The sequence below is a fragment of the Dongia sp. genome (genome assembly GCF_041910485.1).
Taxonomy (GTDB): Bacteria; Pseudomonadota; Alphaproteobacteria; order Dongiales; family Dongiaceae; genus Dongia.
Genome location: NZ_JAYRQR010000031.1, coordinates 79284 through 103635, shown reverse-complemented (window position 1 = coordinate 103635; position 24352 = coordinate 79284). Strand labels below are relative to the sequence as shown.

Genomic DNA, 24352 nt, shown 5'->3' with positions numbered 1-24352 from the left:
GAAACTCCCACAACGTCGTACTGACCAATCCCGTTTTCCGGATCGTTCCTGGATGCGGTGGCGCCCTGTACTCCTCGGCCTGGCCGCGGCGATCAGCTTGGCTGCCTGCAATCCGGATCTCGGCGGCGAACAGAAGTTCCCTGAAAAGCGGAACCGCGGTGACTCTGGTCCGCAATATGGTGACAAGGGGAACGCAACCATTTTCGGCGAAGGCGGCCTGTTCGGCGCGCCGTCCAAGGATGATGGGTCGGGCGGGGCCGGTGTCGGCGTCAACTCGCTGCTGTGGCGCGCCAGCCTTGATACGATCTCCTTCATGCCGCTGGTGTCGGCCGACCCCTTCGGCGGCGTCATCATTACCGACTGGTACACGCCGCCGGCGACCCCGGACGAGCGGTTCAAGGTGAACGTCTATATTCTTGGCCGGGCACTGCGCGCCGACGGTATCCGCGCCTCCGTCTTCCGCCAACAGAACCAGGGCGGCACCTGGATCGACGCGCCGGTGGCGCTCAATACGGCGACCGACCTTGAGAACGCCATCCTGACCCGGGCCCGCCAGCTGCGGCAGTCGGGTCAGCAGGAATAGGCCGCGCCGGGCGGACCACCCACGACTTTCCGGATTGTCGCTGACAAACGCGTGGATGGTCGGCCCGCCCGACCATGACGATTGAAGAAGCGAAACTGGAACTCATGTCGCGATACAATTTCCACGAAGCGGAAGGCAAATGGCAGGCGGCTTGGTCGGCCCGCAACTGCTTTGCCAGCTCCGCCGATACGTCGAAGCCCAAATATTACGTCCTGGAGATGTTCCCCTATCCGTCGGGGCGCATCCATATGGGCCATGTGCGCAACTATACGATGGGTGACGTGGTCGCCCGCTACAAGCGCGCCAAGGGTTTCAACGTGCTGCATCCGATGGGCTGGGACGCTTTCGGCCTGCCGGCTGAAAACGCCGCCCGCGACATGAAGATCCACCCGGCGCGCTGGACCTACGACAACATCGCCACCATGCGCGCCGAATTGAAGCGCATGGGCCTGGCGCTCGATTGGTCGAAGGAACTGGCGACCTGCCATCCCGGCTATTACGCGCACCAGCAGGCGATCTTCCTCGATTTCTTCAAGGGCGGCCTCGCCTACCGCAAGGAAGCCTTCGTCAATTGGGATCCGGTCGACCATACCGTGCTCGCCAACGAGCAGGTCATTGACGGCAAGGGCTGGCGCTCTGGGGCGCCCGTCGAGAAGCGCAAGCTCAGCCAGTGGTTCCTGAAGATCACCGACTACGCCGATGAGCTTCTCTCGGCCCTGGGCTCGCTCGATCGCTGGCCGGACAAGGTCCGCCTGATGCAGGAGAACTGGATCGGGAAGTCGACCGGCGCCCATGTGCGCTTCAAGATCACCGGTTCCGATAAGAGGATCGAGGTCTTCACGACCCGGCCCGACACGCTGTTCGGCGCGAGCTTCATCGCCGTCTCGCCCGACCATGCCATTGCCGAGGCCGCGGCCAAGGAAGATCCGGCCGTCGCCGCCTTCATCGCCGATTGCCGCGCCGCCGGCACGTCGGAAGCCGCGGTCGAGACGCAGGAGAAGAAGGGCTACCGCCTCTCGCTCGAGGTCGAACATCCGCTGGTGAAGGGCAAGACGCTTCCCGTCTACATCGCCAATTTCGTGCTGATCGAATACGGCACCGGCGCCATCTTCGGCTGCCCGGCCGGCGACCAGCGCGACCTCGATTTCGCGCGCAAATACGGTCTTCCCGTCATTCCGGTGGTGCTGCCGCCGGGCGAAGATCCGAAGACCTTCGCGATCGGCGACACCGCCTATACCGACGATGGCACCATCTTCAATTCCGGCTTCCTCGACGGGCTCGATACCGAGAGCGCCAAGAAGAAGGTGGGCGCGGTCCTCAAGGACCAGGGCGACGGCGAGGCGACGACCATCTTCCGCCTGCGGGACTGGCTGGTCAGCCGCCAGCGTTATTGGGGTTGTCCGATCCCGATTATCCATTGCGATGCCTGCGGCCCGCAGCCGGTGCCGGCCAAGGATCTGCCGGTGCTGTTGCCCGACGATGTCACCTTCGACAAGCCCGGCAACCCGCTCGACCATCATCCGAGCTGGAAGCATGTGAACTGCCCGGCCTGCGGCAAGGCCGCGCGGCGCGAAACCGACACGTTCGACACCTTTGTCGATTCATCCTGGTATTTTGCCCGCTTCTGCGCCCCGCGCCACGGCGCGGCGATCGACCAGGCGCTGGTCGATTACTGGCTGCCGGTTGACCAATATATCGGCGGTGTCGAGCACGCCATTCTCCACCTCCTCTATTCGCGCTTCTTCACGCGGGCCATGAAGAAGGTGGGGCTGGTGAAGCTCGACGAGCCCTTTGCCGGCCTCTTCACGCAAGGCATGGTCTGCCACGAAACCTATCGCGATCCCAAGACCGGCGAATGGCTGCAGCCGGGCGAGATCGAGAAGCGCGGCGAAACGGCCGTCCGCCGAGACACCGGGAGCGCCGTTGACGTCGGCCGTTCCGAGAAGATGTCGAAATCGAAGAAGAACGTGGTGGCGCCGGACGTCATCATCGGCGGCTACGGGGCCGACACCGCCCGCTGGTTCGTGCTGTCCGACAGCCCGCCCGAGCGCGACATGGAATGGACGGCGGCCGGCGTCGAGGGCGCCTGGCGCTTTTCGCAGCGCCTGTGGCGCCTCCTCAGCCAATGGGTCGAGGCCCATCCGGCGCTTAATGGCCCCAAGGGTGGGCAGCCGGCGAACTTCCCGGAAGCGGCACTCGCCCTGCGCCGCGCCACTCATAAGGCGATTGCCGGCGTTTCCGAGGATATCGAGAAATTCCGCTTCAACCGCGGCGTCGCCAAGCTCTACGAATTCGCCAACAGTCTGGGTGAAGTCGCCGACAAGGACCTCGCCGACGCGCCGGGCCTTTTTGCCCGGAAGGAAGCGCTGGAGGCCCTGGCTCAGCTGATCGGCCCCATGATGCCGCACCTGGCCGAGGAAATGTGGGCCGCCCTCGGCCACGCGACGCTCCTTGCCGAGACGGCTTGGCCGGAAGCCGATCCAGCGCTTATCATCGACGACCAGGCCACCGTCGCCGTCCAGGTCAACGGCAAGCTGCGCGCCACCATCCAGTTGCCGCGCGACTGCCCCAAGGACCAGGCGGAAGCGGCGGCCTTGGCCGAGGATGCGGTGATCCGCGCCCTTGATGGCAAGAGCCCGAAGAAGATCGTCGTCGTGCCGAACAGGATCGTCAATGTCGTGGTCTAGAAGAGACGTCATTCGTTTGAGCCTCAGCGGCATGGCCCTGGCCGCCGCCGGCCCACTTTTGTCGGCCTGTGGCTGGAAGCCGCTCTACGGCAAGGCGAGCACTGGCCCCAGCGGCAGCGCGACGGTCGACGCGCACCTTGCCGCGATCGGCATCAAGGAACCGTTCTGGGAGCGGAGTGCGGCACCCTTCGGCGATTTCAGCGCCGGCAGCCGCGCCAAATACGATGCGCGCACCGCGCAGATCCTGCACAACGCGCTGCGCGACGGGCTCAATCCCTACGGCCAGCCGGCGGCACCCGCCTATACCCTGACCATCGAGCTCTCTGAATCGATCAACCGCACCGTCACCGCCGACGAAGGCGATGCGCGGCGCGAGGATCTGACGTTGAAGGCCAATTTCGCGCTGCGCGACTTGAAGGGCAACGAGCTGGTCAAGGAAAAGACCCGCTCGGTCGTTGCCTATACCGTCCTGCAGGATCCCTATCAGGATATCGAGGCGCGGAATGATGCGCGTGATCGCACCGCGCGCCAGCTGGCCGAACTTATCAAGCAGCGCATCTCGGCCTATTTCGCCGCGCACGCCTGAACCGCCGCCGGTCGGCCGATGAAGCTCGAAAAACAGCCGCTCGAGAAGTTCCTCAAGGACCCGGCGCCCCATATCGCCGCTGTGCTCATCTTCGGGCCCGACGAGGGCATGGTGCATGAGCGCGCCGGCCTCATCAGCCGCGCGATCCTCGGTGACGGCAACGATCCCTTCCGTCTCTCCGAACTGACCGGCGACGATATCAAGGCCGATCCCGCGCGCCTTATCGACGAGGCCCGCGCCATCGCCATGATGGGCGGGCGCCGCGTCGTGCGCGTGACCCGCGTCAGCGACACGCATGAAGGTGCCTTTGCAAGTCTCCTTGCCGACCAGAAGGACGGCGCCCAATGCCTGACCGTGATCGAAGCCGGCGATATCGGCGGCAAGTCGTCGCTGAAGCGGCTCTTCGAAAATGCGTCCAACGCCGGCGCCATCGCTTGTTATCGCGATGAGGCGGCGGCCCTGCCGGCGCTCATCACGCAGCATCTCAAAGCCGCCGGCCTTGAGATCGACCGCGACGCCGTTGCGTATCTCGCCGCCAATCTTGGTGGCGATCGCGGCATCACGCGTGCCGAGCTCGACAAGCTCGTCCTCTATATGGGGCCCATGCTTCAAGGCGGCGGCAAGAAGGTCAGCCTCGAAGACGCGATGGCCAATGTCGGCGATCTCGCTGCGATCGGGCAGGACGATCTGTGCGCGGCCATCGGCCTTGGCGATCTGAAGGGCCTCGAGCGGCAGATCGAACGCAACCTCGCCGAGACCAACGAGATCTCGCTCATCCGCAGCGTCGCGCGGCACTTCATGCGCCTCCACCAGGTTGCCGGCCGCGTCGCCGGCGGCGAAGGATTGGAAAGCGCCATGACCGGGCTGCGCCCGCCGGTCTTCTGGAAGGCGGCCGAGGGTTTCAAGAACCAGTGCCGCCGCTGGAATGTTGAATCGATCGGTCAGGCGCTGTTGCGCCTGACCGAGATCGAGGCCGAGGCGATGCGCCAGCATCAATTCGCCGACACCCTCACCCGCCGTGGGCTGATGGAGATCGCGGCGATGGCCCGCCGCTAGCGCCCGCCTTACGCATTCCCCTCGCGCGGACGGCCGAAGGGACTGAGACCCAACCAGGCCTGCATCGAGCGCGCCAGATCCTTTTCGCCGGTCAGCTGCAGCCGGTCTGCCGCCAGCTCGGCGGCGACATTGGAAAGACCCATCCAGATCGAGGTCATGCTGCGCAACGGACATTCGACATAGAGGTCGATGTCGTAGCCGGGATCGGTTTGGCAGAGGTCGACATGGCCGTTCTCGATCACCAGCCACCAATCGCGCCGGTTCGCGAGTTCGGGATAGGTGAACTGCACCACATGGCGCCGCCCCGGCACGACACCCGTCATGGATTGCGGAATGAGGTTTCGGCGCATGTCCCACATCAACAGAGATGGGTCCAGATTCTTAAGGCTCTTCTGCGTATCGACCCAGCGCGATCCCCAGAAGCCGAGGCCCATCACCAGGTCCCTGAGATCCTCGCCCGCCTTGGTGAGGTGATATTGGCCGTTCCTTGCCTCAAGCAGGCCCATCTGCTGCATCTCCTTGAGGCGCTTCGACAGCAGCGTCGGGGAGATGCGCGGCAGGCCCCGCTTCAAATCGTTAAAATGATGGCTGCCGCACAACAACTCGCGCAGAATCAAGGGCGTCCAGCGGGTGCAGAAGATCTCGGCGGCCATGGCGATGGGGCAGAACTGGCCATAGCCGCTGCTCTCGCTCTCGACCTCGCTCGTCAAAGTACTCAGATTCTGCCGATCCATGCGCACGCATCCTTCCACTGGGAGGCGGCCGGCCCAAGGCCAGCCAGTCTACATCAAGGTTCCGTTCCCAGGGCAGCTCATATCGCCGATACAGATTCTGAAGCGTCTACCGATCGGTAGATGCCGCAGGTAAAGCGCTCAACGGGCCCACGCTACAGGTCCTGGACTAGAGGCCCCGGCCCCCTCGGTGCTTTCCTCATGGCAGGGATGAAACGCCATTCAAGAAGACAGAGGAGAACGCCCATGACCCCGGTCGCCGCCCTCGCGGAACGAACGTCCACCACTGAAATTCCATCGCCCACCCAGATTCCTTCGCCTGCCCAGATCGCGGCAAAGCTCGGCCCCGATTTTGCGGCCCGTGCCAGTGAAGCCGATGCCGGCGACATCTTCGTCGCCGAGAATTTCAAGGCGCTGAAAGATGCCGGCCTCGTCGATGCCGGTGTCCCTGCCGATCTCGGCGGTGGCGGTGCCGGAATCACCGAGCTTTGCGCCATGCTGCGCGAGATCGCGCATCATTGCAGCGCCACGGCCCTGTCCTTCGCCATGCACACGCACCAGGTCGCCATTCCGGCCTGGCGTTGGTCGCGGCAGCAGGCGGCCCCGGTGGCACCGTTGCTGAAGCGTGTCGCCGCCGAAAAATTGGTGCTGCTCTCGAGCGGCGGTTCCGACTGGGTTGCCGGTTCCGGCAAGGCTGAGAAGGTCGAGGGCGGCTACCGGATTTCAGCGCGGAAGGTCTTCACCTCGGCCTCGCCCATCGGCGATCTCTTGATGACCGGCGCCGTCTGGGAAGAGGCACCCGATGGTCCGGCGGTTCTTCATTTTGCGGTCCCCATGAAATCGCCGCAGGTGAAGCTGCTCGACACCTGGCGAGCGATGGGCATGCGCGGCACCGGCTCGCATGACGTGCTGATCGACGGCCATGTCGTACCGGAAGAAGGTGTGGCCTTGAAGCGCAAGCAGGGTGAGTGGCACCCCCTCTTCCACATCATCAGCATGATCGCGTTCCCGCTCATCTACGCCGCCTATCTCGGCGTTGCCGAAGCCGCGCGTGACCGCGCCGTGGCGATGGCCGCGAAACGCCGCATGAGCGATCATGTCGTCGCCCTCATCGGCCGCATGGATACCGAGCTGTGCGCCGCCCAGCTCGCCCATGCCGAAATGGTGCGTGTGGCGGAAACGGCAACACCCGGCGCCGCCACCACCAACGAGACGATGATCTGCCGCGCCCTCGTTGCGCGTCACGCCATCGCCGCGGTCGAACTCGCTCTCGAAGCGGCCGGTGGCGCCGGCTTCTATCGCGAGGCTGGATTGGAGCGCCTCTTCCGCGACATCCAGGGCGCAAGATTCCACCCGATGCAGCAAGGCCCGCAAGCCGACTATGCCGGCCGCGTCGCATTGGGTCTCGATGTGTCGACGGTGTTTTGAGAACGCCGCATCGCGTTTCAACGACCCCTCTCTAACTCTCCCCCTCAAGGGGGGAGAGGATTGGAGCGCGTTGTTGCCGACACCTCGGTGCAAACTCCCTCCCCCCTTGAGGGGGAGGGTCGGGGTGGGGGGTGAGCGACTGATAACTGGTGCCTTCCAAAACCCCACGCGAACTTCCCTGTCCCTCACTCGACTCACGGTCGGTTGCACCGACTCAAATAGGCACCCCTGATAAGGGGATGCGTCGCGTCCTTCTCATCGGCCTCTTCCTCGCCCTCAGCTCACCCGCTCTCGCCACCGTCGACACCGACGGCCGCTACGATTGGCCGGTGATCGGTGTCGTCGACGGCGACACGCTGAAGGTGCATCTTCCCGGCCTGCCGATGGAGTTGCAGCCGCTCAAGGTCCGTGTACGCGGTGTCGACACGCCGGAGCGGAAGGGGAAATGCGCGGCCGAGAAAGCAGCTGCCGAAAAGGCCGGCACCTTCACGCGACAACTTGTCGAGAAAGCGCAGGCCAAGCAACGCCCGATCATTTTCTCGAAGATCGATTGGGACAAGTATGGTGGCCGCATCGATGCCGATGTCGCCATCGACGGCCGCAGCCTTGCCGACATGCTGGTCGGCGCCGGCCTCGCCCGCCGCTATGATGGCGGCAAACGCAAGGGCTGGTGCTGAGATGACGGCGCAAACCCCCACCCTGACCCTCCCCCTGAAGGGAGAGGGGATTGGATCGAGGGTCGCAACGACGTTTCAACGAGCTCGGTGAGATTCCCTCTCCCTTCAGGGGGAGGGTCAGGGTGGGGGTGCGCGAAGCGAGTGGGAGTGTCGCGCCAGCGAGTGGGCACCCGGTAACGGGCGCTACCCCAATTTCGCGATGATCGTGTCGAGCTGATCGAGGCTCTTATAGTGCAAGGTGACGCTGCCGCCCTTGCCGTTGAACTCGATCTCGACCTTGAAGCCCAATTTCATCGACAGATCGTTTTCAAGCGCCTTGGTATCGGCGTCCTTTTCCTTGGGCGCCTTCTTCGCTTTCAGAGTCTTCAGCAGCGATTTAGGCTTGTAGTTCTCGGCGAGCTTCTCGGTCTGGCGGACGTTCAACCCTTGCGCCACCACTTCGGACGCGAGGCTCACCGGGTCCGAACATTTGAGGAGCGCGCGGGCGTGCCCTGCGCTAAGGCGCCCGTCATTCAGCATCAGGCGCACCGCATTGGGGAGATCGAGCAGGCGCAGCAGATTGGCGATGCCGGAGCGCGACTTGCCCATGCGCGTCGCCAATTCTTCCTGCGTGTATTTGAACTCGTCCATCAGGCGGCGATAGCCTTCCGCTTCTTCGAGCGGGTTGAGGTCCTGGCGCTGGATGTTCTCGATGAGCGCGATTTCGAGCGCGTCGCGGTCGGTGAGGGTCTTTTCGACCACCGGCACTTCATGGAGCTGCGCCAATTGCGCGGCACGCCAGCGCCGCTCGCCGGCGATGATTTCATATTGGCCGCTGGGCTTGGTGGGATGCGGCCGCACCAGGATCGGCTGCAGCACGCCATTGCTGCGGATCGACTGCGCCAGATCTTCGAGCGCCTGCGCGTTAAAGGTGCCGCGCGGCTGGTACTTGCCGGGATGCAGGAACTCGATCGGAATATGGCGTTGGCCGGCAACCGGTGCCGCCGGCACAGCCTCGGCCGGCGCCGTCGTCGCCACGACCGCCGGATCGCTCCCCAACAAGGCTGATAGCCCACGTCCCAGATGTTTCTTTGCCATGATTCTAGTCTTCTTCGCGCTCTATCTAGTCTTCAGTCACTCACCCCCCTCTCTAACTCTCCCCCTCAAGGGGGGAGAGGATTGGAACGAGTGGTTGCGACTGCTCGGTCAAAACCCCCTCCCCCCTTGAGGGGGAGGGTCGGGGCGGGGGGTCTCTCTCCGCCGCTCAGTCCTTCACGCCACCTTCAGCGATTTGCCTTCCAGCCCCTGCTCCCGCCGCAGCAATTCGGAAGCGAGATGGATATAGGCCTGCGACCCCGCGCAGCGGATATCGTAAAGAAGGGCCGGCTTGCCATAGGACGGAGCCTCGGCGATGCGGACATTGCGAGGGATCGCCGTCTCATAGACCCGGGGCCCGAAATAGGCGCGCACGTCGGCCGCCACCTGTTCATTCAAGGATGAGCGCTTGTCGTACATGGTAAGGACGACGCCCTGGATCTCCAGCACCGGATTGAGATTCTGCTTCACCCGCTCGACCGTCTTGATGAGCTGACTCAAGCCCTCCAGCGCATAGAACTCGCATTGCAGGGGCACCAGCACGCAATCGGCCGCCACCATCGCATTCAAGGTGAGGAGCGAGAGCGAAGGCGGGCAATCGATGAGGACGAAATCGTAAGTCAGCGTCGCCGCGGCGAGCGCGTCCTTCAGCCGGTATTCGCGCCGCTCAAGATCGATGAGCTCGATTTCGGCGCCGGCCAGATCCGGTGTCGTCGGCACGATCGACATGCCGGGGACGATGGTGGGCTGGGTTGCCTCCCCGATCGTCGCCCCGTCGATCAGCACTTCATAGGAACCGGTTTCGCGCTGGGCCGCTTCCAGGCCCAGACCGGTCGAGGCATTGCCCTGGGGATCGAGATCGATGATCAGGACTTTTTTCCCACACGCTGCCAGGGCCGTCGCCAGATTGACGGTGGTGGTCGTCTTGCCCACGCCGCCCTTCTGGTTGACGACAGCCATGATGCGGGGATGCAAGGTGATGGGTGGCGTTTGACCAGCGCTCAATTCTGTCCCCTGCGCTCGATGTTGGAGAGCTTCAAGATGATGCCGCTGGGGTCGGTGAGACTCCCGTGGCGCGTCACCGCCATATTCCAGGAGCGGCTTGCCAGGGTCAATTCATCTTCCACCTTGGCCCCTTTGAGGAAGAGGCAAACCGTCTCTTGCGTCATGAACGGCTCGGCCCAGGCAAGGAGCTGGTCGAGGGCGGCCAGCGCCCGGGCGGTGATGATCGGCGCCTTCCAAGCGTCAGCGGCTTCGATCCGGGTCGTATGCACCTTGACCCGGTCGAGCACGCCGGCCTGCCGGGCGCATTCGATCAGGAAGGCGCCCTTGCGCTGGTCTGAATCGACGAGGTGCACCTGGCGCTCGGTCATGATGGCGAGAACCAGGCCTGGGAAACCGGCGCCGGAACCCAGATCCGTGATCGGATCGTGGCCAGGTGGCAGCAGCGGCAGCAGCTGGGCGGAATCCAGAAAGTGCCGCCGCCAGAGATCCTGGAGACTGTCCTTCGCCACTAGATTGATTTTCGCCTGCCACTTCCGCAGCAGGGCGTCATAGGTCTCGAGCCTGGAAAATGTTTCACGTGAAACATTTTGCCCGAGCTGGCTCATTTCGGACGCGAATTGGGCGGGAGTCATCGGCGATACCCCCCGCCCCGACCCTCCCCCTCAAGGGGGGAGGGGGTTTCGACCGAATAGTCGCAACAACCTCGTTCCAATCCTCTCCCCCCTTGAGGGGGAGAGCTAGAGAGGGGGGTAAACGACTGAAGACTCCCGCCGCAGCTGATCACGCGCTCTGCCGCTCCGCCTTCTGGCGCCGGACATGGCGCAGCAGGACCGTGAGGGCGGCCGGGGTGATGCCGGAAATGCGGCCGGCGGCACCCAGCGAGGTGGGCCGCGCCTTCTTGAGCTTTTCCCGCACCTCGGCCGAGAGCGAGGCCACCTGATCATAGTCGAGATCCGCGGGGAGCAGCAGCGCCTCATCCTTGCGGAAGGCGACGATGTCGGCGTCCTGGCGCTTCAGATACCCGGCATAGCGGCCGTCGATCTCGATCTGCTCGGCGATTTCCGGGGCGAAGCCGGCCACTTCCGGCCAGATCTCAGCCACGCGGGCGAGGTCGATCTCGGGGTAAGCGAGCAGCCCCATCGCCGTCCGGCGCTGGCCGTCCTGGTTGATGGTGAGGCCGTGATTCTTGAGTTCGTTGGGCGTCGCCGACAGGGTCGCCATGAGGGCGCGGGCCTTTTCGAGAGCCTCCATCTTGGCGGAAAAGGCCGTTTCGCGGGCACTTCCGACGCATCCCCAGGCGAGCCCCAGGGCGGTCAGGCGCTGGTCGGCATTATCCTGGCGCAGCTGCAGCCGGTATTCGGCGCGGCTCGTGAACATGCGGTAGGGCTCGGCTGTTCCACGTGAAACAAGATCGTCGATCATGACGCCGATATAGGCCGTGGCGCGGTCGAGGGTGACGCCCTCCCCCGCTCCGCCGGCAAGCCGCGCGGCATTGAGACCTGCCATCAGCCCCTGCGCCGCCGCCTCTTCATAGCCCGTGGTCCCGTTGATCTGCCCGGCCAGGAACAGGCCCGGCATCGCCCTGAGTTCCAAAGTCGGCTTCAAGGCACGCGGATCGACGAAATCATATTCGATCGCATAGCCCGGCCGCAGCATCACCGCATGTTCGAGGCCCGCGATGGTCTTCAGAAGCCCGGCCTGCACATCGGCCGGGAGAGAGGTCGAAATGCCGTTGGGATAGACGGTGTCGTCGTCGAGCCCTTCCGGCTCCAGGAAGATCTGGTGCCGGTCCTTCTCGGCAAAGCGGACCACCTTGTCCTCGATCGAGGGGCAATAACGCGGCCCCGTCCCCTCGATCTGGCCCGAATAAATGGGCGCCCGGTGCAGGTTGCCGCGGATCAGCTCATGCCCAGCCTGGCTGGTATAGGTGATGCCGCAGGCGATCTGCGGCGTCGTGATTTCCCGGGTCAGGTACGACATCGGCGCCGGCGGGTTGTCGCCGGGCTGCGAATCCAGGGACTTCCAATCGATCGTGCGCCCATCGAGGCGCGGCGGGGTCCCGGTCTTGAGGCGCCCCAGCGGCAGGTCGAGCCGCCTCAGCGTCTCGGCCAATTTCACCGACGGCGCCTCGCCGACCCGGCCGGCGGGCACCCGCTCCTCGCCGCAATGGATGAGGCCGTTGAGGAAAGTCCCGGTCGTCAGCACCACGGCACCGCAGCCGAGACGCGTCCCGGTCTCGGTCACCACGGCAGCGACGCGGCCATCCGCTCCGATCTCCAGATCGGCGGCGGCACCGGCCATGATGGTGAGGTTGGGCTGCTCGGCAAGGAGCGCCTGGACCGCCTGGCGGTAAAGCTTGCGGTCGGCCTGGGCTCGGGGGCCGCGGACCGCAGGACCCTTCGACTGGTTGAGCATGCGGAACTGGATGCCGCCCCGGTCGATGGCGCGCGCCATGATCCCGTCGAGGGCGTCGATCTCGCGCACCAGATGCCCCTTGGCCAAACCGCCGATCGCGGGGTTGCAGGACATCTCGCCGATCTTCAGCGGGTCGTAGGTCAAGAGCAGGGTCCGGGCGCCAAGGCGCGCCGCCGCCGCCGCCGCTTCCGTACCGGCATGGCCACCACCGACCACAATGACGTCGTATGTCTGTTCAGCGTTCATGTTTCACGTGAAACAATTTCAAATATGCCATATATGTCAATGGCTTGGTACGTTTTCACTTGCCGATGCAGAATTCTCGAAAGATCAAATCGAGAACATCATCGACTTCCACCCGGCCGGTAATCCGGCCCAGGGCCTGGACCGCGATCCGCAGATCCTCGGCCTTCAGTTCCACCACGGGCACCTGGAGCCCCCGTTCGAGGGCGCCGAGGCACCTTTCCAGGGCCGACCGGTGCCGCAACCGGGTCAATGCCGGTTGCGATCCGGGGTTGAGCGCCTTGGCGGCCTTTTCTGCGATGGCTGCCACCAGGGCCTCAAGACCCGTCCCAGTGACCGCCGAAACCTGCAAAAAATCCCGCCCGAAGAGCGCCGCTTTTGCCCCTTTCGCGAGTTCGGCCTTGTTCAATACGACAATCGCCTCGGCGTCAATCTGCTCGGCGACCGAGGGGTCGAAATCGGGCCAAGTCGCCCCGTCGAAAACGATGAGCTTGAGGTCGGCATGCTCGGCGCGCCGGAGCGCCCGCTTCACCCCCTCCTGCTCGATCTCGTCCGGGCTATCGCGGAGGCCCGCCGTATCGGCGATGAGGACCGGATAGCCGCCGAGGTCGAGCTTCACCTCAATGACGTCGCGCGTCGTGCCGGCCTGCGCCGAGACGATCGCCGCCTCACGCTTGGCGAGGCGATTGAGGAGCGACGATTTCCCCACATTGGGCGAGCCGATGATGGCGACCGAAAAGCCGTCGCGCAGGGTTTCGCCGCGATGATTGTCAGCGAGGTGTGCAGCGATCTCTTCGGCGAGCACCCGCATCGTCGCATCGACATTGGCGATGAGATCGTCGGGCAGATCCTCGTCCGGAAAATCGATCGCCGCTTCCATGCGCGCAAGCGACGAGATGAGCGCCCCGCGCCACTTTTCATAGAGCGCCGACAATTCGCCCTCGGCCTGGCGCAGGGCCTGGCGACGCTGTGCTTCGGTCTCGGCCGCGATGAGATCGGCGAGGCCTTCGATCTCGACCAGATCGAGCTTCCCGTGATCGAAGGCGCGGCGCGTGAACTCGCCAGGCTCGGCCAACCTTAAGCCCAGTGCGGCGAGCGCCTTCGCCACCGCCGCGATGATCGCCGGGCCACCGTGAACATGCAGCTCCACGACATCTTCGCCGGTGAAGCTCGCCGGACCCTTGAAATAAAGGACAAGTGCGTCGTCGAGGGGACCGTCTTGCGCATGAAGGCGCCGCTTCACCGCGATGCGTGGTGCCGGCAGTGGCTTCCCCGTCAGCGTCGCCAGCGCCTCACCCGCATGCGGGCCGGAGAGACGAAAGATGGCGACACCTGATCTGCCACCGGGTGTCGCCAGGGCAAAGATCGTGTCGGGGGCAAAAATGGTTTCGGCGCTCATTGCTCCGCTTTGGCGAGGCGGTCTTCCGGCAGCTTGTCTTCAGGCTGCAGCATCAGGCGCTCGACGCGCTCGCCCTTGATGAGGTGGCGCTGGATGATTTCCTCGGCATCTTCGACCGTGTGATAGGTGTACCAGATGCCTTCCGGATAGATGACGAGGGTCGGCCCCAGCTCGCAGCGGTCGAGGCAGCCGGACTGATTGATCCGAAGATTGTCGAGACCCAGTTCCTTGGCGCGCGCCTTCATGTAGTTGCGCAAAGGCTCGGCGCCGCGCGATTTGCAGCAGCCGCGCTTGTGGCCGGCCGGCCGCTCGTTCACACAGGCGAAGACATGGGCTTCGTAATAAGGTGCCGGATCGCCCGGTTTGCTGCGATCCGTTGTTTTGGGGTTGCTCAATTTACTTGCCGCCCTCTTTGCTGCTGCCGCCCGTGGCGCCGAAGGCGTTCCAGAACATTTTCTGCATCTGCTCGAGCCCCGCGGCGCCGCCCGGCATCCAGGTCTTCAGCAGGGTTTCGGCATCGGTGCCCCGCATCGCCGCCACGACCCGATCCTGCATTTCCTTCATCACCGCCGCCTGCATCGGCGCCACATCCGGTAGGCCGAAAAAGGCGCGGGCTTCTTCCGGCGTGCAGTCGATATCGACATTGATCTTCATCAGGAACTCCTGCCCAAGAAGGGCTTAAGATACCAGCGCCATTTGCTGATGGGATACTTGCTGAATGGACACTAGCCGAAGGGATACGCGAACAAAAGTATTACAGGCCGTATCTCCGCTTTGGGAACACCGACCTGCATGCTAGAGGGGTTGCCTCACAGGCATATCGATCGAATGACCGGTTACATCAACTATCTCGACCATCATGATCCGCGCATCCGCGCGTTGAGCGATATCTGGTTGAAGCTGAAAGGTGACGCCGCCTTTCCGACCTTCAACGCGGCGGCGCTGGCGGCGTTCGCCCACGTCCATGACCGCCTGTCGGTCGTTGAGATTCGCGAAGAACCGGGCCGCAAGCGGCCACGCTATTTCTTTGTGGCCGACGGGCCCGAGATCGCCAAGGAGCTGGGCTTCGACCTCACCGGCCGGTATCTCGACGAAATCGCGGAAATGCCGGAATTCCAGACCATGCTGGAAAGCGATTATGACACCGTCCGCACCAGCCGCGCCCCCCGGGCCTATGCCGAGGAACATCATCTCGACAATCTGCTGCGCCGGATCGTCGGCGTTCAGTTCCCTTTCGGCGCCGATGGCGAGACCGTCGACCACATTCTGGAAGTGACCTATCGCCTGGACTATTCCGCCCCGGCAGGCGCCGAAACGCCCAAGACATAAGTGTCGCCCCAAAGCTTCAGGGCGGCGATGACCGGCTGCAGCGACCGGCCGCGCGGGGTCAGTGAATAATCGACCCGGGGCGGCACTTGCGCAAAGACCTCGCGGTGGATGAGACCGTCCGCTTCCAGCTCGCGCAGCTGGTTGGTCAGCATGCGCTGGGTGACATTGGGCAGCTTCCGCTGCAATTCATTGAATCGCATGGTCTTTTCAAGAAGATGGTAAAGGATGACACCCTTCCATTTGCCGTCGATGAGCTGCAGCGCGCCCTCGACCGGGCAGCCGGGTCCGCAGCTCAGATCCTTGTGCTTCGCCATTCGAATCCTCCAATAGTACCCTTTTCGACACTATAGGCGAAAATTGTGCGTTCTTGCGCAAATCGAGCCTAGTCCTCCATTTGATGCCAAGCAAGACCAACGCATCCAATGGAAGGACCGAGCCCCATGCGCGCCGTCGCTTACGAAATCCCCCTGCCCATCGCAGACGCAAGTTCGCTGATCGATGCCGATCTCCCAGAACCTGCCGACCTCCGGCCCCACGATCTGCTGGTCGAGGTGAAGGCCGTTTCGGTGAACCCGGTCGACATGAAGATCCGCAGCAGTGTGACACCGCCCGCCGGCACGAAGAAAATCCTCGGCTGGGATGCGGCAGGTATCGTGCGCAAGGTCGGTCCGCAAGCCACAGGCTTCACCGTCGGCGATGAAGTCTTTTATGCCGGTGCCATCGACCGACCCGGCTCCAATGCCGAACTTCATGCCGTCGATGCGCGGATCGTCGCGAAGAAGCCGCGGAGCCTCGGCTTCGCCGCGGCGGCAGCGCTGCCGCTGACCAGCATCACCGCCTGGGAGACTCTGTTCGACCGGCTGCGGATCAAGGACCCGGTTCCGGGCGCCGCGCCCGCGATCTTCATCATCGGCGGTGCCGGCGGTGTCGGATCGATGGCGGTGCAGCTTGCCAGAACGCTCACCGACCTCACCGTGATCGCCACCGCCTCGCGCCCCGAAACGCAAGCCTGGGTCACGGAACTCGGCGCACATCACGTGATCGATCATGGGAGGCCCCTGGCGGCACAGATCGCCGCTCTGGGGATCGGTGCGCCGGCCTTCGTCTTTTCAACCACGAACACGGAACAGCATCTCGCACAGATCGTCGAACTCATCTCACCGCAAGGGCGCTTCGCGCTCATCGACGATCCCAAATCGCTCGACATCAATCCGATGAAGCGCAAGAGCCTGTCGGTGCATTGGGAGTTGATGTTCACGCGCTCGCTCTTCAACACCGCCGACATGGCCGAACAGGGCAAGCTGCTCGCCGAAGTCGCGCGTCTCATCGATGGGGGCACAATCCGCACGACCTTGGCCGAGCATTTCGGCACAATCAACGCGCAGAATCTCAAGCGCGCCCATGCCGCCATCGAAACCGGCCGCACCAAGGGCAAGATCGTGCTGGAAGGGTTTTGAAATCTGCTGTGGATTTTTGCAGACGGCACCACCTCCCTCTCCCTTCAGGGGGAGGGTCGGGGTGGGGGCGGGGTCGGAACACGCTCTCGGAAAACCGTCACCCAGACCCCCACCCAACCCTCCCCCTGAAGGGAGAGGGCTTTGCAGACGGTTCAGAGATAGGCCCAGCATGATTAAGGTTGATTAACCTCGCCTTGCGCCCACATTGTGCTGGCATGACCAGACATGCCGCACCCTCGCATCCGACCAAGCCGAACCCGCTGAATCTGCTCGGGGCCGAAACCTCGCCCTATCTGCTGCAGCACAAGGACAATCCCGTGAATTGGCGGGGGTGGAACGATGCCGCCCTCAAAGAGGCGCGCGAGCAGGACAAGCCGATCCTGCTGTCGGTCGGATACGCCGCCTGTCATTGGTGCCATGTGATGGCGCATGAAAGTTTCGAGGACGATGAAATCGCGGCGCTCATGAACGCGCGTTTCGTCAACATCAAGATCGACCGCGAGGAACGGCCGGACCTCGACCAGATCTATCAGCAGGCGCTGGCATTGCTCGGCCAGCAGGGCGGCTGGCCGCTCACCATGTTCCTGACACCCGATGGCGCGCCCTATTGGGGTGGCACCTATTTTCCGAAGGAACCCCGATACGGAAGGCCAGGCTTCGGCCAGGTCCTGACAGCGCTTTCCGACGCCTATCACAATGACAAGAGCAAGGTGGCGCAGAATGTCGCCGGCCTTGCCGAGGCCATGCAGCGGCTCTCGACACCGCAAAGCGGCGGCATCGTCACGCGCGACGTCATCGACCGTATTGCCGAACGGCTGCTGCAGGAAGTCGATCTGGTGCGTGGCGGCATCGGCGGCGCGCCGAAATTTCCGCAGGCACCCGTCATGAATTTGCTGTGGCGCGCCTACCTCCGCACCGGCGACGGCCGGTACCGCGAAGCCGTGCTGCTCAGTGTGACGCGGATGATCCAGGGCGGCATCTACGATCATCTGGGCGGCGGGCTAGCGCGTTATGCCACAGATGCCGATTGGCTGGTGCCGCATTTCGAGAAGATGCTATACGACAATGCCGAGCTGCTCTCGCTTTTGTCCGAACTGTGGATCGCCACCGGCGAGCCGCTCTTCGAACAACGCGCCGGCGAGATCGTCGAATGGCTGCAACGCGAGATGCTCGCGGAAGCAGACAGCACGGGCATGCGCGCCTTTGCCGCTTCGCTCGATGCGGATTCCGAAGGTGTCGAAGGCAAGTTCTATGTCTGGGACGAAGCCGAGATCGATGACGTGCTGGGCGCCGACGCGCCCTTCTTCAAGCATGTCTATGGCGTGACGCACGACGGCAATTGGGAAGACGTCAACATCCTCAATCGGGGCGACCAGATGGGCCTGCTCGCTCCCGCCGACGAACGGCGCCTCGCTGCCGCACGTGCCAAGCTGCTGGCCCGGCGTGCCGATCGTATCCGGCCCGGTTGGGACGACAAGGTTCTGGTCGATTGGAACGGCTTGATGATCGCCGCCCTTGCCAAGGCATCGCTGGTCTTTGCCCGACCCGATTGGCAGCAATTGGCGGCCGACGCCTTTGCCTTCATCGATCGCAACATGCGCGATGGTACGGGCCGCTTGAAACATGCATGGCGCGCAGGCAAGCTCGCCCATCCCGCGACCCTCGACGATCACGCCAATTTCGCACTGGCGGCCCTTGCGCTGCATCAGGCAAGCGGCGACGCGTCCTATCTCGATGTCGCGCGCGGCACCGTCGCCGATCTCAATGCGCATTACTGGGACAAGGGTGGCGATGGCTATTTCTTCAGCGCCGACGATACGGCGGACATCATCATCCGGACCAAATCCGCGAACGACAATGCGACACCCGCAGGTAACGGCACGATGCTCGAAGTGCTGGAACGGCTCCATCACCTGACCGGCGAAGCCGATTACGAGCAACGTGCCGACTTGCTTTCCAGCGCCTTCGCGGGCGAGGTACAACGGAACTTCTTTCCGCTTGCCACCTACCTGAATGGGCTCGATTTCCGCATGGCCGCGACCGATGTCATCATCATCGGCGCGCGCGATGCCGCCGATACCGCAGCCCTTCTCGGCGCACTGCTCACGCAGCCCCAGGGGCATATCGTTCTACAGATCGTCGCCGATATGTCGGGCTTGGCCGCCGATCATCCCGCCGCTGGCAAAACCGCCGTCGGCGGCAAGGCCACCGCCTATATCTGCCGCAACCGCACCTGCTCGGCACCGGTCACAGATCCTGCCGATCTTTCCGCAACCCTTGTCCGATCCTGATATTCCGAAAGCGATCACGCCCATGCCCGACTCCCGCCGCGTCGCCATCGTGCTGTTCAATCTTGGGGGACCGGACAGCCTGTCGGCAGTGCAGCCATTCCTTTTCAACCTCTTCAACGACCGCAACATCATCAACCTGCCGCAGCCCTTCCGCTGGCTGCTCGCCAAGCTGATCTCGACGCGGCGCGCACCGATCGCCACCCATGTCTATGAACAGATGGGCGGCCGCTCGCCGATCCTCCCCAATACTGAGGCACAGGCCACGGCCCTCGAAGCGCAGCTTAGCGGCAGCGACAAAGTGCGCTGCTTCATCGCCATGCGCTATTGGCGCCCGTTCACCGAAGATGCTGCCAAGACGGTGAAGGATTGGGGCCCGGATGAGATCATCCTGTTGCCGCTCTATCCGCAATTCTCCACCACGACGACCGCCTCCTCGTACCGCGTCTGGCAAGATGCCGCGCAGACGATCGGCCTCTCGGCACGCCAGCGTCTTGTCTGCTGCTATCCGGACGAGCCGGGTTTCATCGCAGCACTTGCCGACATCACCGCAACGGCTATCGCGACCGCGCGGAAGCAGGTGCCGGACCAAGCACCGGCCATCATCTTTTCCGCCCACGGACTGCCGCAGAAGATCGTCGATGCCGGCGACCCTTATGTCACTCATGTCGAGGCGACGGTGGCTTCCGTGGCGGCCTCCCTCGGCCTTGATCGCAGCGCCTATCAGATCGCCTATCAAAGCCGTGTCGGCCCGCTGAAATGGGTGGGACCTGCAACCGACGAAACCATCCTGGCTGCCGCGAAAGCCAACAGGCCCATCGTCATCGTCCCCGTGGCCTTTGTTTCCGAACATTCGGAGACGCTGGTCGAACTCGACATCGAATACGGGCATCTTGCCCAGGAGAACGGTGCTGCCGCTTATGTCCGCGCGCCGACTGTCTCGACGCACCCATCCTTCATCAAGGGCCTCGCCGATCTTGCCCGCGCCGCCCTCGCCGAAGATGGTCCCGTGCTGCATGATGCGGGAAAGACAAAAGGATCGTGCTTAAGGTAGTACGGCATGACAAAGATTGCCTCCTGAAATTGGGAGGCGAAGAAGAGAAGGCAAATGGCAACCGACCTCTATTCCTGGCTCAAGGCACTCCACGTCATATCCGTCATCGCCTGGATGGCGGGCATGCTCTATCTGCCGCGGCTCTATGTCTATCATTGCAAGGCCAAGCCGGGTTCCGAGCTCAGCGAGACATTCAAGGTGATGGAGCGGCGCCTCCTGCGCGCTATCATCAATCCGGCGATGATGGCGACCTGGGTCTTCGGCCTCTCCATGGCCTGGCTCGGCGATTGGTGGAGCGCTGGCTGGTTCCACGGCAAACTGGCACTTCTTCTCGGCATGCAGCTCATCCATGCCGGCTATGCCCGCTGGCGCCGCGCTTTCGCCAACGATGCCAACCGCCACGATGAAAAATTCTTCCGCATCGTGAACGAGGTGCCGACGCTGCTCATGATCGGCATCGTCATCCTGGTGATCGTGAAGCCCTTTTGACCCCGAAGAGATAGCGTCGCAGTCTTCGCGCAAATTCCGACCGGTCGGTCAATGAAGGGGGCGTCCACCGCCCTTTTTCATGCTCATTTGACTTCAGCCCCGAATTCCGGTAGGGCTTTTCGCAAGGACCAAGGTTCGCCATTCGGATGAAACCGGCCCTTGTCTTCTTGTGACCTCCGCTCCCATATCATGTTGGCCGGCCCGGGAACGAAACGGGCAATGACGTGAGGCAAGTGCGGTCCCAAAGGTCCGAAGACCACTTTCCCGGCACCGCCGATTCCAGCCTTTTCCGCGACATCGAAAAGCCGACCGCCCTGGTCCCAAGCTCCACAAATCCAGAAAAAACATGAATTTACAAGAACTTAAGCGCAAGTCCCCCGCCGAACTCCTGGAGTTCGCCGAAAGCCTGCAGATCGAAAACGCCAACTCACTCCGGCGCCAGGACATGCTGTTCGCCATCCTGAAGCACCTCGCCGACAACGACACGGCGATCTTCGGCGCGGGCGTTCTTGAAATCCTGCAGGACGGGTTCGGCTTCCTCCGGTCGCCGGAAGCCAATTACCTGCCCGGCCCGGACGACATCTATGTCTCGCCCTCCCAGGTGCGCCGCTTCGGTCTCCGCACCGGCGACACGGTCGAAGGGCAGATCCGGGGCCCCAAGGATGGCGAACGCTATTTCGCCCTCCTCAAGGTCAACACGATCAATTTCGAGGATCCGGACAAGATCCGGCACCGCATCAACTTCGACAATCTGACCCCGCTCTATCCCGATGAGCGGCTGAAGATGGAGCTTGAAGGCAAGGGCGACGACAAGATGCCCGAGCCCGAGGCGCTGCCGAAATCGGAAGCCGCCCGCACCGTCGAGATGAGCCGCCGTGCCTTGAAGGCGCGCGAGAGCAAGGATCTCAACAAGGTCGACATCACCGGCCGCGTCGTCGATTTGATCTGCCCGATCGGCAAGGGCCAGCGCGCGCTCGTCGTGGCGCCGCCCCGCACGGGTAAGACGGTGATGCTGCAGAACATCGCCAACTCGATCGCCACCAATCATCCGGAAGCCTATCTCATCGTGCTGCTCATCGACGAGCGCCCGGAAGAAGTGACCGACATGTCGCGCTCGGTGAAGGGCGAGGTCGTCTCCTCGACCTTCGACGAACCGGCCGCGCGCCACGTGCAGGTCGCCGAAATGGTGATCGAAAAAGCGAAGCGCCTGGTCGAGCACAAGCGCGACGTCATCATCCTCCTCGATTCCATCACGCGCTTGGCACGCGCCTACAACACCGTCGTGCCATCATCGGGCAAGGTCTTGACCGGCGGTGTCGATGCCAACGCCCTGCAGCGCCCGAAGCGTTTCTTCGGTGCCGCGCGCAATATCGAGGAAGGCGGCTCGCTCACCATCATCGCGACCGCGCTCATCGATACCGGCAGCCGCATGGACGAAGTCATCTTCGAAGAATTCAAGGGTACCGGTAACTCGGAAATCATCCTCGACCGCAAGCTCTCGGACAAGCGCACCTTCCCGGCGATCGACATCACCAAGTCGGGCACGCGCAAGGAAGAATTGCTGGTCGACCGCTCGACCCTCTCCAAGATGTGGGTGCTGCGACGTATCCTCATGCCTATGGGTGTGACGGACGCGATGGAGTTCCTGCTCGACAAGCTGAAACATTCCAAGACCAATGCCGATTTCTTCCAGTCGATGAACCAATAGCGACCGGAAACAGTCTGGAAACAAAAAAGGCCGGTGCGACAAATCGCCGGCCTTTTTCTTTTCCGGCAAATGGTTGGAAGCCGGCCTTCGATTTTAACCGAAGGTAAACCATCAGGCGGGATAGTTGACCCTGATGAAGCCCGGACTGCGGGGAAGGCAGGTCGGGCCGCTTATCACGAAAATAGGGACATCCACCGTTCATGAAGCTGCTACGTGCCTTGCTGGCCGGCCTTCTCCTTCTGCTTGCGCCACTGGTCGGCGGCCGCGCCTTGGCGATCGAACCGCTGCCGGCACCGACGGGAGAAGTGATCCTGGTCATCGACGGCAAGCTTGGCGCCAGCAACAGGCCGGACGGCAAGGCCGCCTTCGACCTCGCCATGCTGCAGGCCTTGCCCAAGACGAGCTTCACCACCACCACCATCTGGACCGATGGACCGCAGACCTTCGAAGGCGTGCGCATTGCCGACCTGCTGGCGCGCCTGGGCGCCGCCCCTGCCGAGATCAACGCCGTCGCCACCAATGATTATGAAATACGCTTCCCCGCCAGCGATGCCACCGACAATGACGGGCTCATTGCCTACGTAGCAAACGGCGCACCGCTGCCGGCCGACAATAAAGGTCCGTTGTGGATCGTCTATCCTTACGACCGCACTGCATCGCTGCAAACCGAACGCTTCCTCAGCCAGTCGGTCTGGGGCGTCGACAGTATCTCGCTCTACTGACATGAAATCGAAGCCCATCCAAAACAAGGCAAGTCTCTGGCGACGCTGCAGCACGATCTTGTTCGGCGTTGTCGTCTGCGCGCTGTTGTTGACCCTTCTCTTCCTGCGCGACGATGTTTCGCAGCATTTCGACCGCATGCGCCGCGCCACCGCAGGTGCCCTCATCTGGAACACCGCGCAATACGAAGTCGATCTCGCCCGCTTCGGCACGGCATTCGCCACCATCCGGGATGCGTCCTCCGGTCAGCTGCCGCCCGATGTGATGCGACGCTGGCGGGCACTGCAGAACCGCAACGCCGTTCTCAATGCCGGCACCGTCCATAAGGAGCTGATCGAAAATCCAAACACAGCGGCGCTCCTCCCCGGCATCCAATCGGATCTCAATACCCTTGCCGATATGCTGGAAGGTCCCGGCGCCGAACCGCTTGGTCATGTGGACCTGATCAATACCCTGGTTGCCGGGCTGCAGGTGAAGGCGCACCGTCTCGCGGTCCTCACCACCACCAGCGCCGCCGCCAAGGATGAAGAGGCGCGCGAATCGCTGGCCGATCTCATCGACACCATCGCCGCCGTGCGGATCGCGCTTGGCGTCGTCCTGGCCATCGGCATCGTCACCTTGTTCCTGCAGCAGAAGCGTTTGAAGCGCCTTACCAACGAGCTCGCCCGCGCCAAGATGCAGGCCGAAGCCGCCAACCGCGCCAAGACCGATTTCCTGGCGCATATGAGCCACGAATTCCGCACGCCCCTGAATGCAATCATCGGCTTTTCGGGCCTCATCAAGGCCGAGATCTTCGGCGCCGTCAGTCCGCCGCGTTACAAAGAATATATCGGCGACATCGCCGATGCCGGCGCGCATCTCCTGGGTCTTGTCGACAAGGTGCTCGACGTTGCCAAGATCGAGGCCGGCAAGGTCGAGCCACGCCCGCAACCGATCGACATTCCGGACTTGCTGCAGACCTGTGCCGACCTCATCCAGCAACCGCTCGACGAAGGCGCCATCAAGCTCAACATGCACCTGGCGCCGGAACTCCCCTCTGTCGTTGCCGATCCGCAGCATCTCAGGCAGATCCTGCTCAATCTTCTCAGCAATGCGGTGAAGTTCACGCTGGCCGGCGGTGAGATCACGCTGGGCGCCACGCGCAAGGCCGCGAATGACGAAGACGGGATCGAAATCTGGGTCAGCGATACCGGCATCGGCATTGCGCCCGGCGACATCGCCAAGGCACTGGCACCGTTCGGTCAGGTACGGACCAACGTCACCACGGCGCAGCAGGGAACGGGCCTCGGCCTTCCCATCACCAAGTCGCTCACCGAACTCAATGGCGGGCGCTTCGAAATCCAAAGCGCACCCGGCAAGGGTACGCGCGTCTCGATCCACTTCCCCCGCACCAAGATCGCCGGCAAGAAGCTCGCCGCCTGAC

The 24352-nt window shown here is 63.3% G+C and carries 23 protein-coding genes; 14 read left to right on the top strand and 9 right to left on the bottom strand.

From position 1 onward, the window contains the following. Positions 1–52: 52 nt before the first annotated feature. The 4 genes from ACE3PP_RS09455 to holA all read left to right on the top strand — a co-directional run bounded on the left by ACE3PP_RS09455 (position 53) and on the right by holA (position 4912). Positions 53–583: a DUF3576 domain-containing protein gene (locus tag ACE3PP_RS09455; RefSeq protein WP_374381033.1), complete on the top strand. Its 531-nt coding sequence runs from the start codon at positions 53–55 to the stop codon at positions 581–583. Between the two features lie 104 nt (positions 584–687). Next, positions 688–3270, top strand: coding sequence for a leucine--tRNA ligase (gene leuS / locus ACE3PP_RS09450; RefSeq protein ID WP_374381224.1), 2583 nt, complete (start codon positions 688–690; stop codon positions 3268–3270). A 16-nt stretch (positions 3271–3286) separates the two neighbouring features. Beyond that, on the top strand, positions 3287–3856 hold the full coding sequence (gene lptE, locus ACE3PP_RS09445) for an LPS assembly lipoprotein LptE (RefSeq protein WP_374381030.1): 570 nt from the start codon (positions 3287–3289) through the stop codon (positions 3854–3856). Positions 3857–3874: 18 nt separating this feature from the next. Then, positions 3875–4912 (top strand): DNA polymerase III subunit delta, encoded by a 1038-nt coding sequence (gene holA, locus ACE3PP_RS09440; protein ID WP_374381027.1) that lies wholly within the window; start codon positions 3875–3877, stop codon positions 4910–4912. 8 nt (positions 4913–4920) lie between these two features. Here the strand turns inward: holA and ACE3PP_RS09435 are convergent, their stop codons facing one another. Continuing rightward, positions 4921–5646 carry a winged helix-turn-helix transcriptional regulator gene (locus ACE3PP_RS09435; protein WP_374381024.1) on the bottom strand — a complete coding sequence of 242 codons (726 nt, stop codon included), beginning with the start codon at positions 5644–5646 and terminating at the stop codon, positions 4921–4923. Positions 5647–5889: 243 nt separating this feature from the next. On the opposite strand from ACE3PP_RS09435, the gene ACE3PP_RS09430 reads away from it, so the two are divergent. After that, on the top strand, positions 5890–7071 hold the full coding sequence (locus ACE3PP_RS09430) for an acyl-CoA dehydrogenase family protein (protein WP_374381021.1): 1182 nt from the start codon (positions 5890–5892) through the stop codon (positions 7069–7071). Between the two features lie 239 nt (positions 7072–7310). Further along, positions 7311–7748 carry a thermonuclease family protein gene (locus ACE3PP_RS09425; protein ID WP_374381018.1) on the top strand — a complete coding sequence of 146 codons (438 nt, stop codon included), beginning with the start codon at positions 7311–7313 and terminating at the stop codon, positions 7746–7748. Positions 7749–7931: 183 nt separating this feature from the next. On the opposite strand, the gene ACE3PP_RS09420 is transcribed toward ACE3PP_RS09425, so the two are convergent. The 7 genes from ACE3PP_RS09420 to ACE3PP_RS09390 form a co-directional block, all read right to left on the bottom strand. After that, on the bottom strand, positions 7932–8825 hold the full coding sequence (locus tag ACE3PP_RS09420) for a ParB/RepB/Spo0J family partition protein (RefSeq protein ID WP_374381016.1): 894 nt from the start codon (positions 8823–8825) through the stop codon (positions 7932–7934). A 174-nt stretch (positions 8826–8999) separates the two neighbouring features. After that, entirely contained in the window at positions 9000–9782 is a 783-nt protein-coding gene (locus tag ACE3PP_RS09415; protein WP_374381221.1) for a ParA family protein, read from the bottom strand. Positions 9783–9823: 41 nt separating this feature from the next. Continuing rightward, complete coding sequence (gene rsmG / locus ACE3PP_RS09410; protein ID WP_374381013.1) at positions 9824–10459, bottom strand: 16S rRNA (guanine(527)-N(7))-methyltransferase RsmG; 636 nt, start codon at positions 10457–10459, stop codon at positions 9824–9826. A 148-nt stretch (positions 10460–10607) separates the two neighbouring features. After that, on the bottom strand, positions 10608–12488 hold the full coding sequence (gene mnmG / locus ACE3PP_RS09405) for a tRNA uridine-5-carboxymethylaminomethyl(34) synthesis enzyme MnmG (protein WP_374381010.1): 1881 nt from the start codon (positions 12486–12488) through the stop codon (positions 10608–10610). A 55-nt stretch (positions 12489–12543) separates the two neighbouring features. Further along, positions 12544–13884, bottom strand: a complete 1341-nt coding sequence (gene mnmE, locus ACE3PP_RS09400; protein WP_374381007.1) for a tRNA uridine-5-carboxymethylaminomethyl(34) synthesis GTPase MnmE — start codon at positions 13882–13884, stop codon at positions 12544–12546. Beyond that, positions 13881–14279 carry a ferredoxin gene (locus tag ACE3PP_RS09395; RefSeq protein ID WP_374381004.1) on the bottom strand — a complete coding sequence of 133 codons (399 nt, stop codon included), beginning with the start codon at positions 14277–14279 and terminating at the stop codon, positions 13881–13883. Before ACE3PP_RS09395 ends, mnmE begins: the two co-directional genes overlap by 4 nt. Position 14280: 1 nt before the next feature. Beyond that, entirely contained in the window at positions 14281–14538 is a 258-nt protein-coding gene (locus tag ACE3PP_RS09390; protein ID WP_374381001.1) for a DUF6489 family protein, read from the bottom strand. A gap of 174 nt (positions 14539–14712) precedes the next feature. Here ACE3PP_RS09390 and ACE3PP_RS09385 point away from each other — a divergent pair, with 174 nt between their 5' ends. Then, entirely contained in the window at positions 14713–15213 is a 501-nt protein-coding gene (locus tag ACE3PP_RS09385) for a hypothetical protein (RefSeq protein ID WP_374381000.1), read from the top strand. On the opposite strand, the gene ACE3PP_RS09380 is transcribed toward ACE3PP_RS09385, so the two are convergent. Beyond that, positions 15174–15527 carry a winged helix-turn-helix transcriptional regulator gene (locus tag ACE3PP_RS09380; protein ID WP_374380998.1) on the bottom strand — a complete coding sequence of 118 codons (354 nt, stop codon included), beginning with the start codon at positions 15525–15527 and terminating at the stop codon, positions 15174–15176. The two genes, ACE3PP_RS09385 and ACE3PP_RS09380, sit on opposite strands and share 40 nt — an antisense overlap. A 126-nt stretch (positions 15528–15653) precedes the next feature. Between ACE3PP_RS09380 and ACE3PP_RS09375 the strand changes: the two genes are divergently transcribed. The 7 genes from ACE3PP_RS09375 (at position 15654) to ACE3PP_RS09345 (ending at position 24351) form a co-directional block, all read left to right on the top strand. Beyond that, positions 15654–16670 (top strand): zinc-binding alcohol dehydrogenase family protein, encoded by a 1017-nt coding sequence (locus ACE3PP_RS09375; protein WP_374380996.1) that lies wholly within the window; start codon positions 15654–15656, stop codon positions 16668–16670. Between the two features lie 215 nt (positions 16671–16885). Further along, a complete protein-coding gene (locus tag ACE3PP_RS09370; RefSeq protein ID WP_374380993.1) occupies positions 16886–18961 on the top strand; it encodes a thioredoxin domain-containing protein in 2076 nt (691 codons plus the stop codon). A 22-nt stretch (positions 18962–18983) separates the two neighbouring features. Further along, positions 18984–20012: a ferrochelatase gene (gene hemH, locus ACE3PP_RS09365; RefSeq protein WP_374380990.1), complete on the top strand. Its 1029-nt coding sequence runs from the start codon at positions 18984–18986 to the stop codon at positions 20010–20012. A gap of 54 nt (positions 20013–20066) precedes the next feature. Next, positions 20067–20501, top strand: coding sequence for a protoporphyrinogen oxidase HemJ (gene hemJ / locus ACE3PP_RS09360; RefSeq protein WP_374380987.1), 435 nt, complete (start codon positions 20067–20069; stop codon positions 20499–20501). A gap of 346 nt (positions 20502–20847) precedes the next feature. Continuing rightward, positions 20848–22209 (top strand): transcription termination factor Rho, encoded by a 1362-nt coding sequence (gene rho / locus ACE3PP_RS09355; RefSeq protein WP_374380985.1) that lies wholly within the window; start codon positions 20848–20850, stop codon positions 22207–22209. Between the two features lie 200 nt (positions 22210–22409). After that, on the top strand, positions 22410–22931 hold the full coding sequence (locus tag ACE3PP_RS09350) for a molybdopterin-dependent oxidoreductase (RefSeq protein ID WP_374380982.1): 522 nt from the start codon (positions 22410–22412) through the stop codon (positions 22929–22931). Between the two features lie 58 nt (positions 22932–22989). Continuing rightward, positions 22990–24351 (top strand): sensor histidine kinase, encoded by a 1362-nt coding sequence (locus tag ACE3PP_RS09345; protein WP_374380979.1) that lies wholly within the window; start codon positions 22990–22992, stop codon positions 24349–24351. The last annotated feature ends 1 nt before the right edge of the window (position 24352 follow it).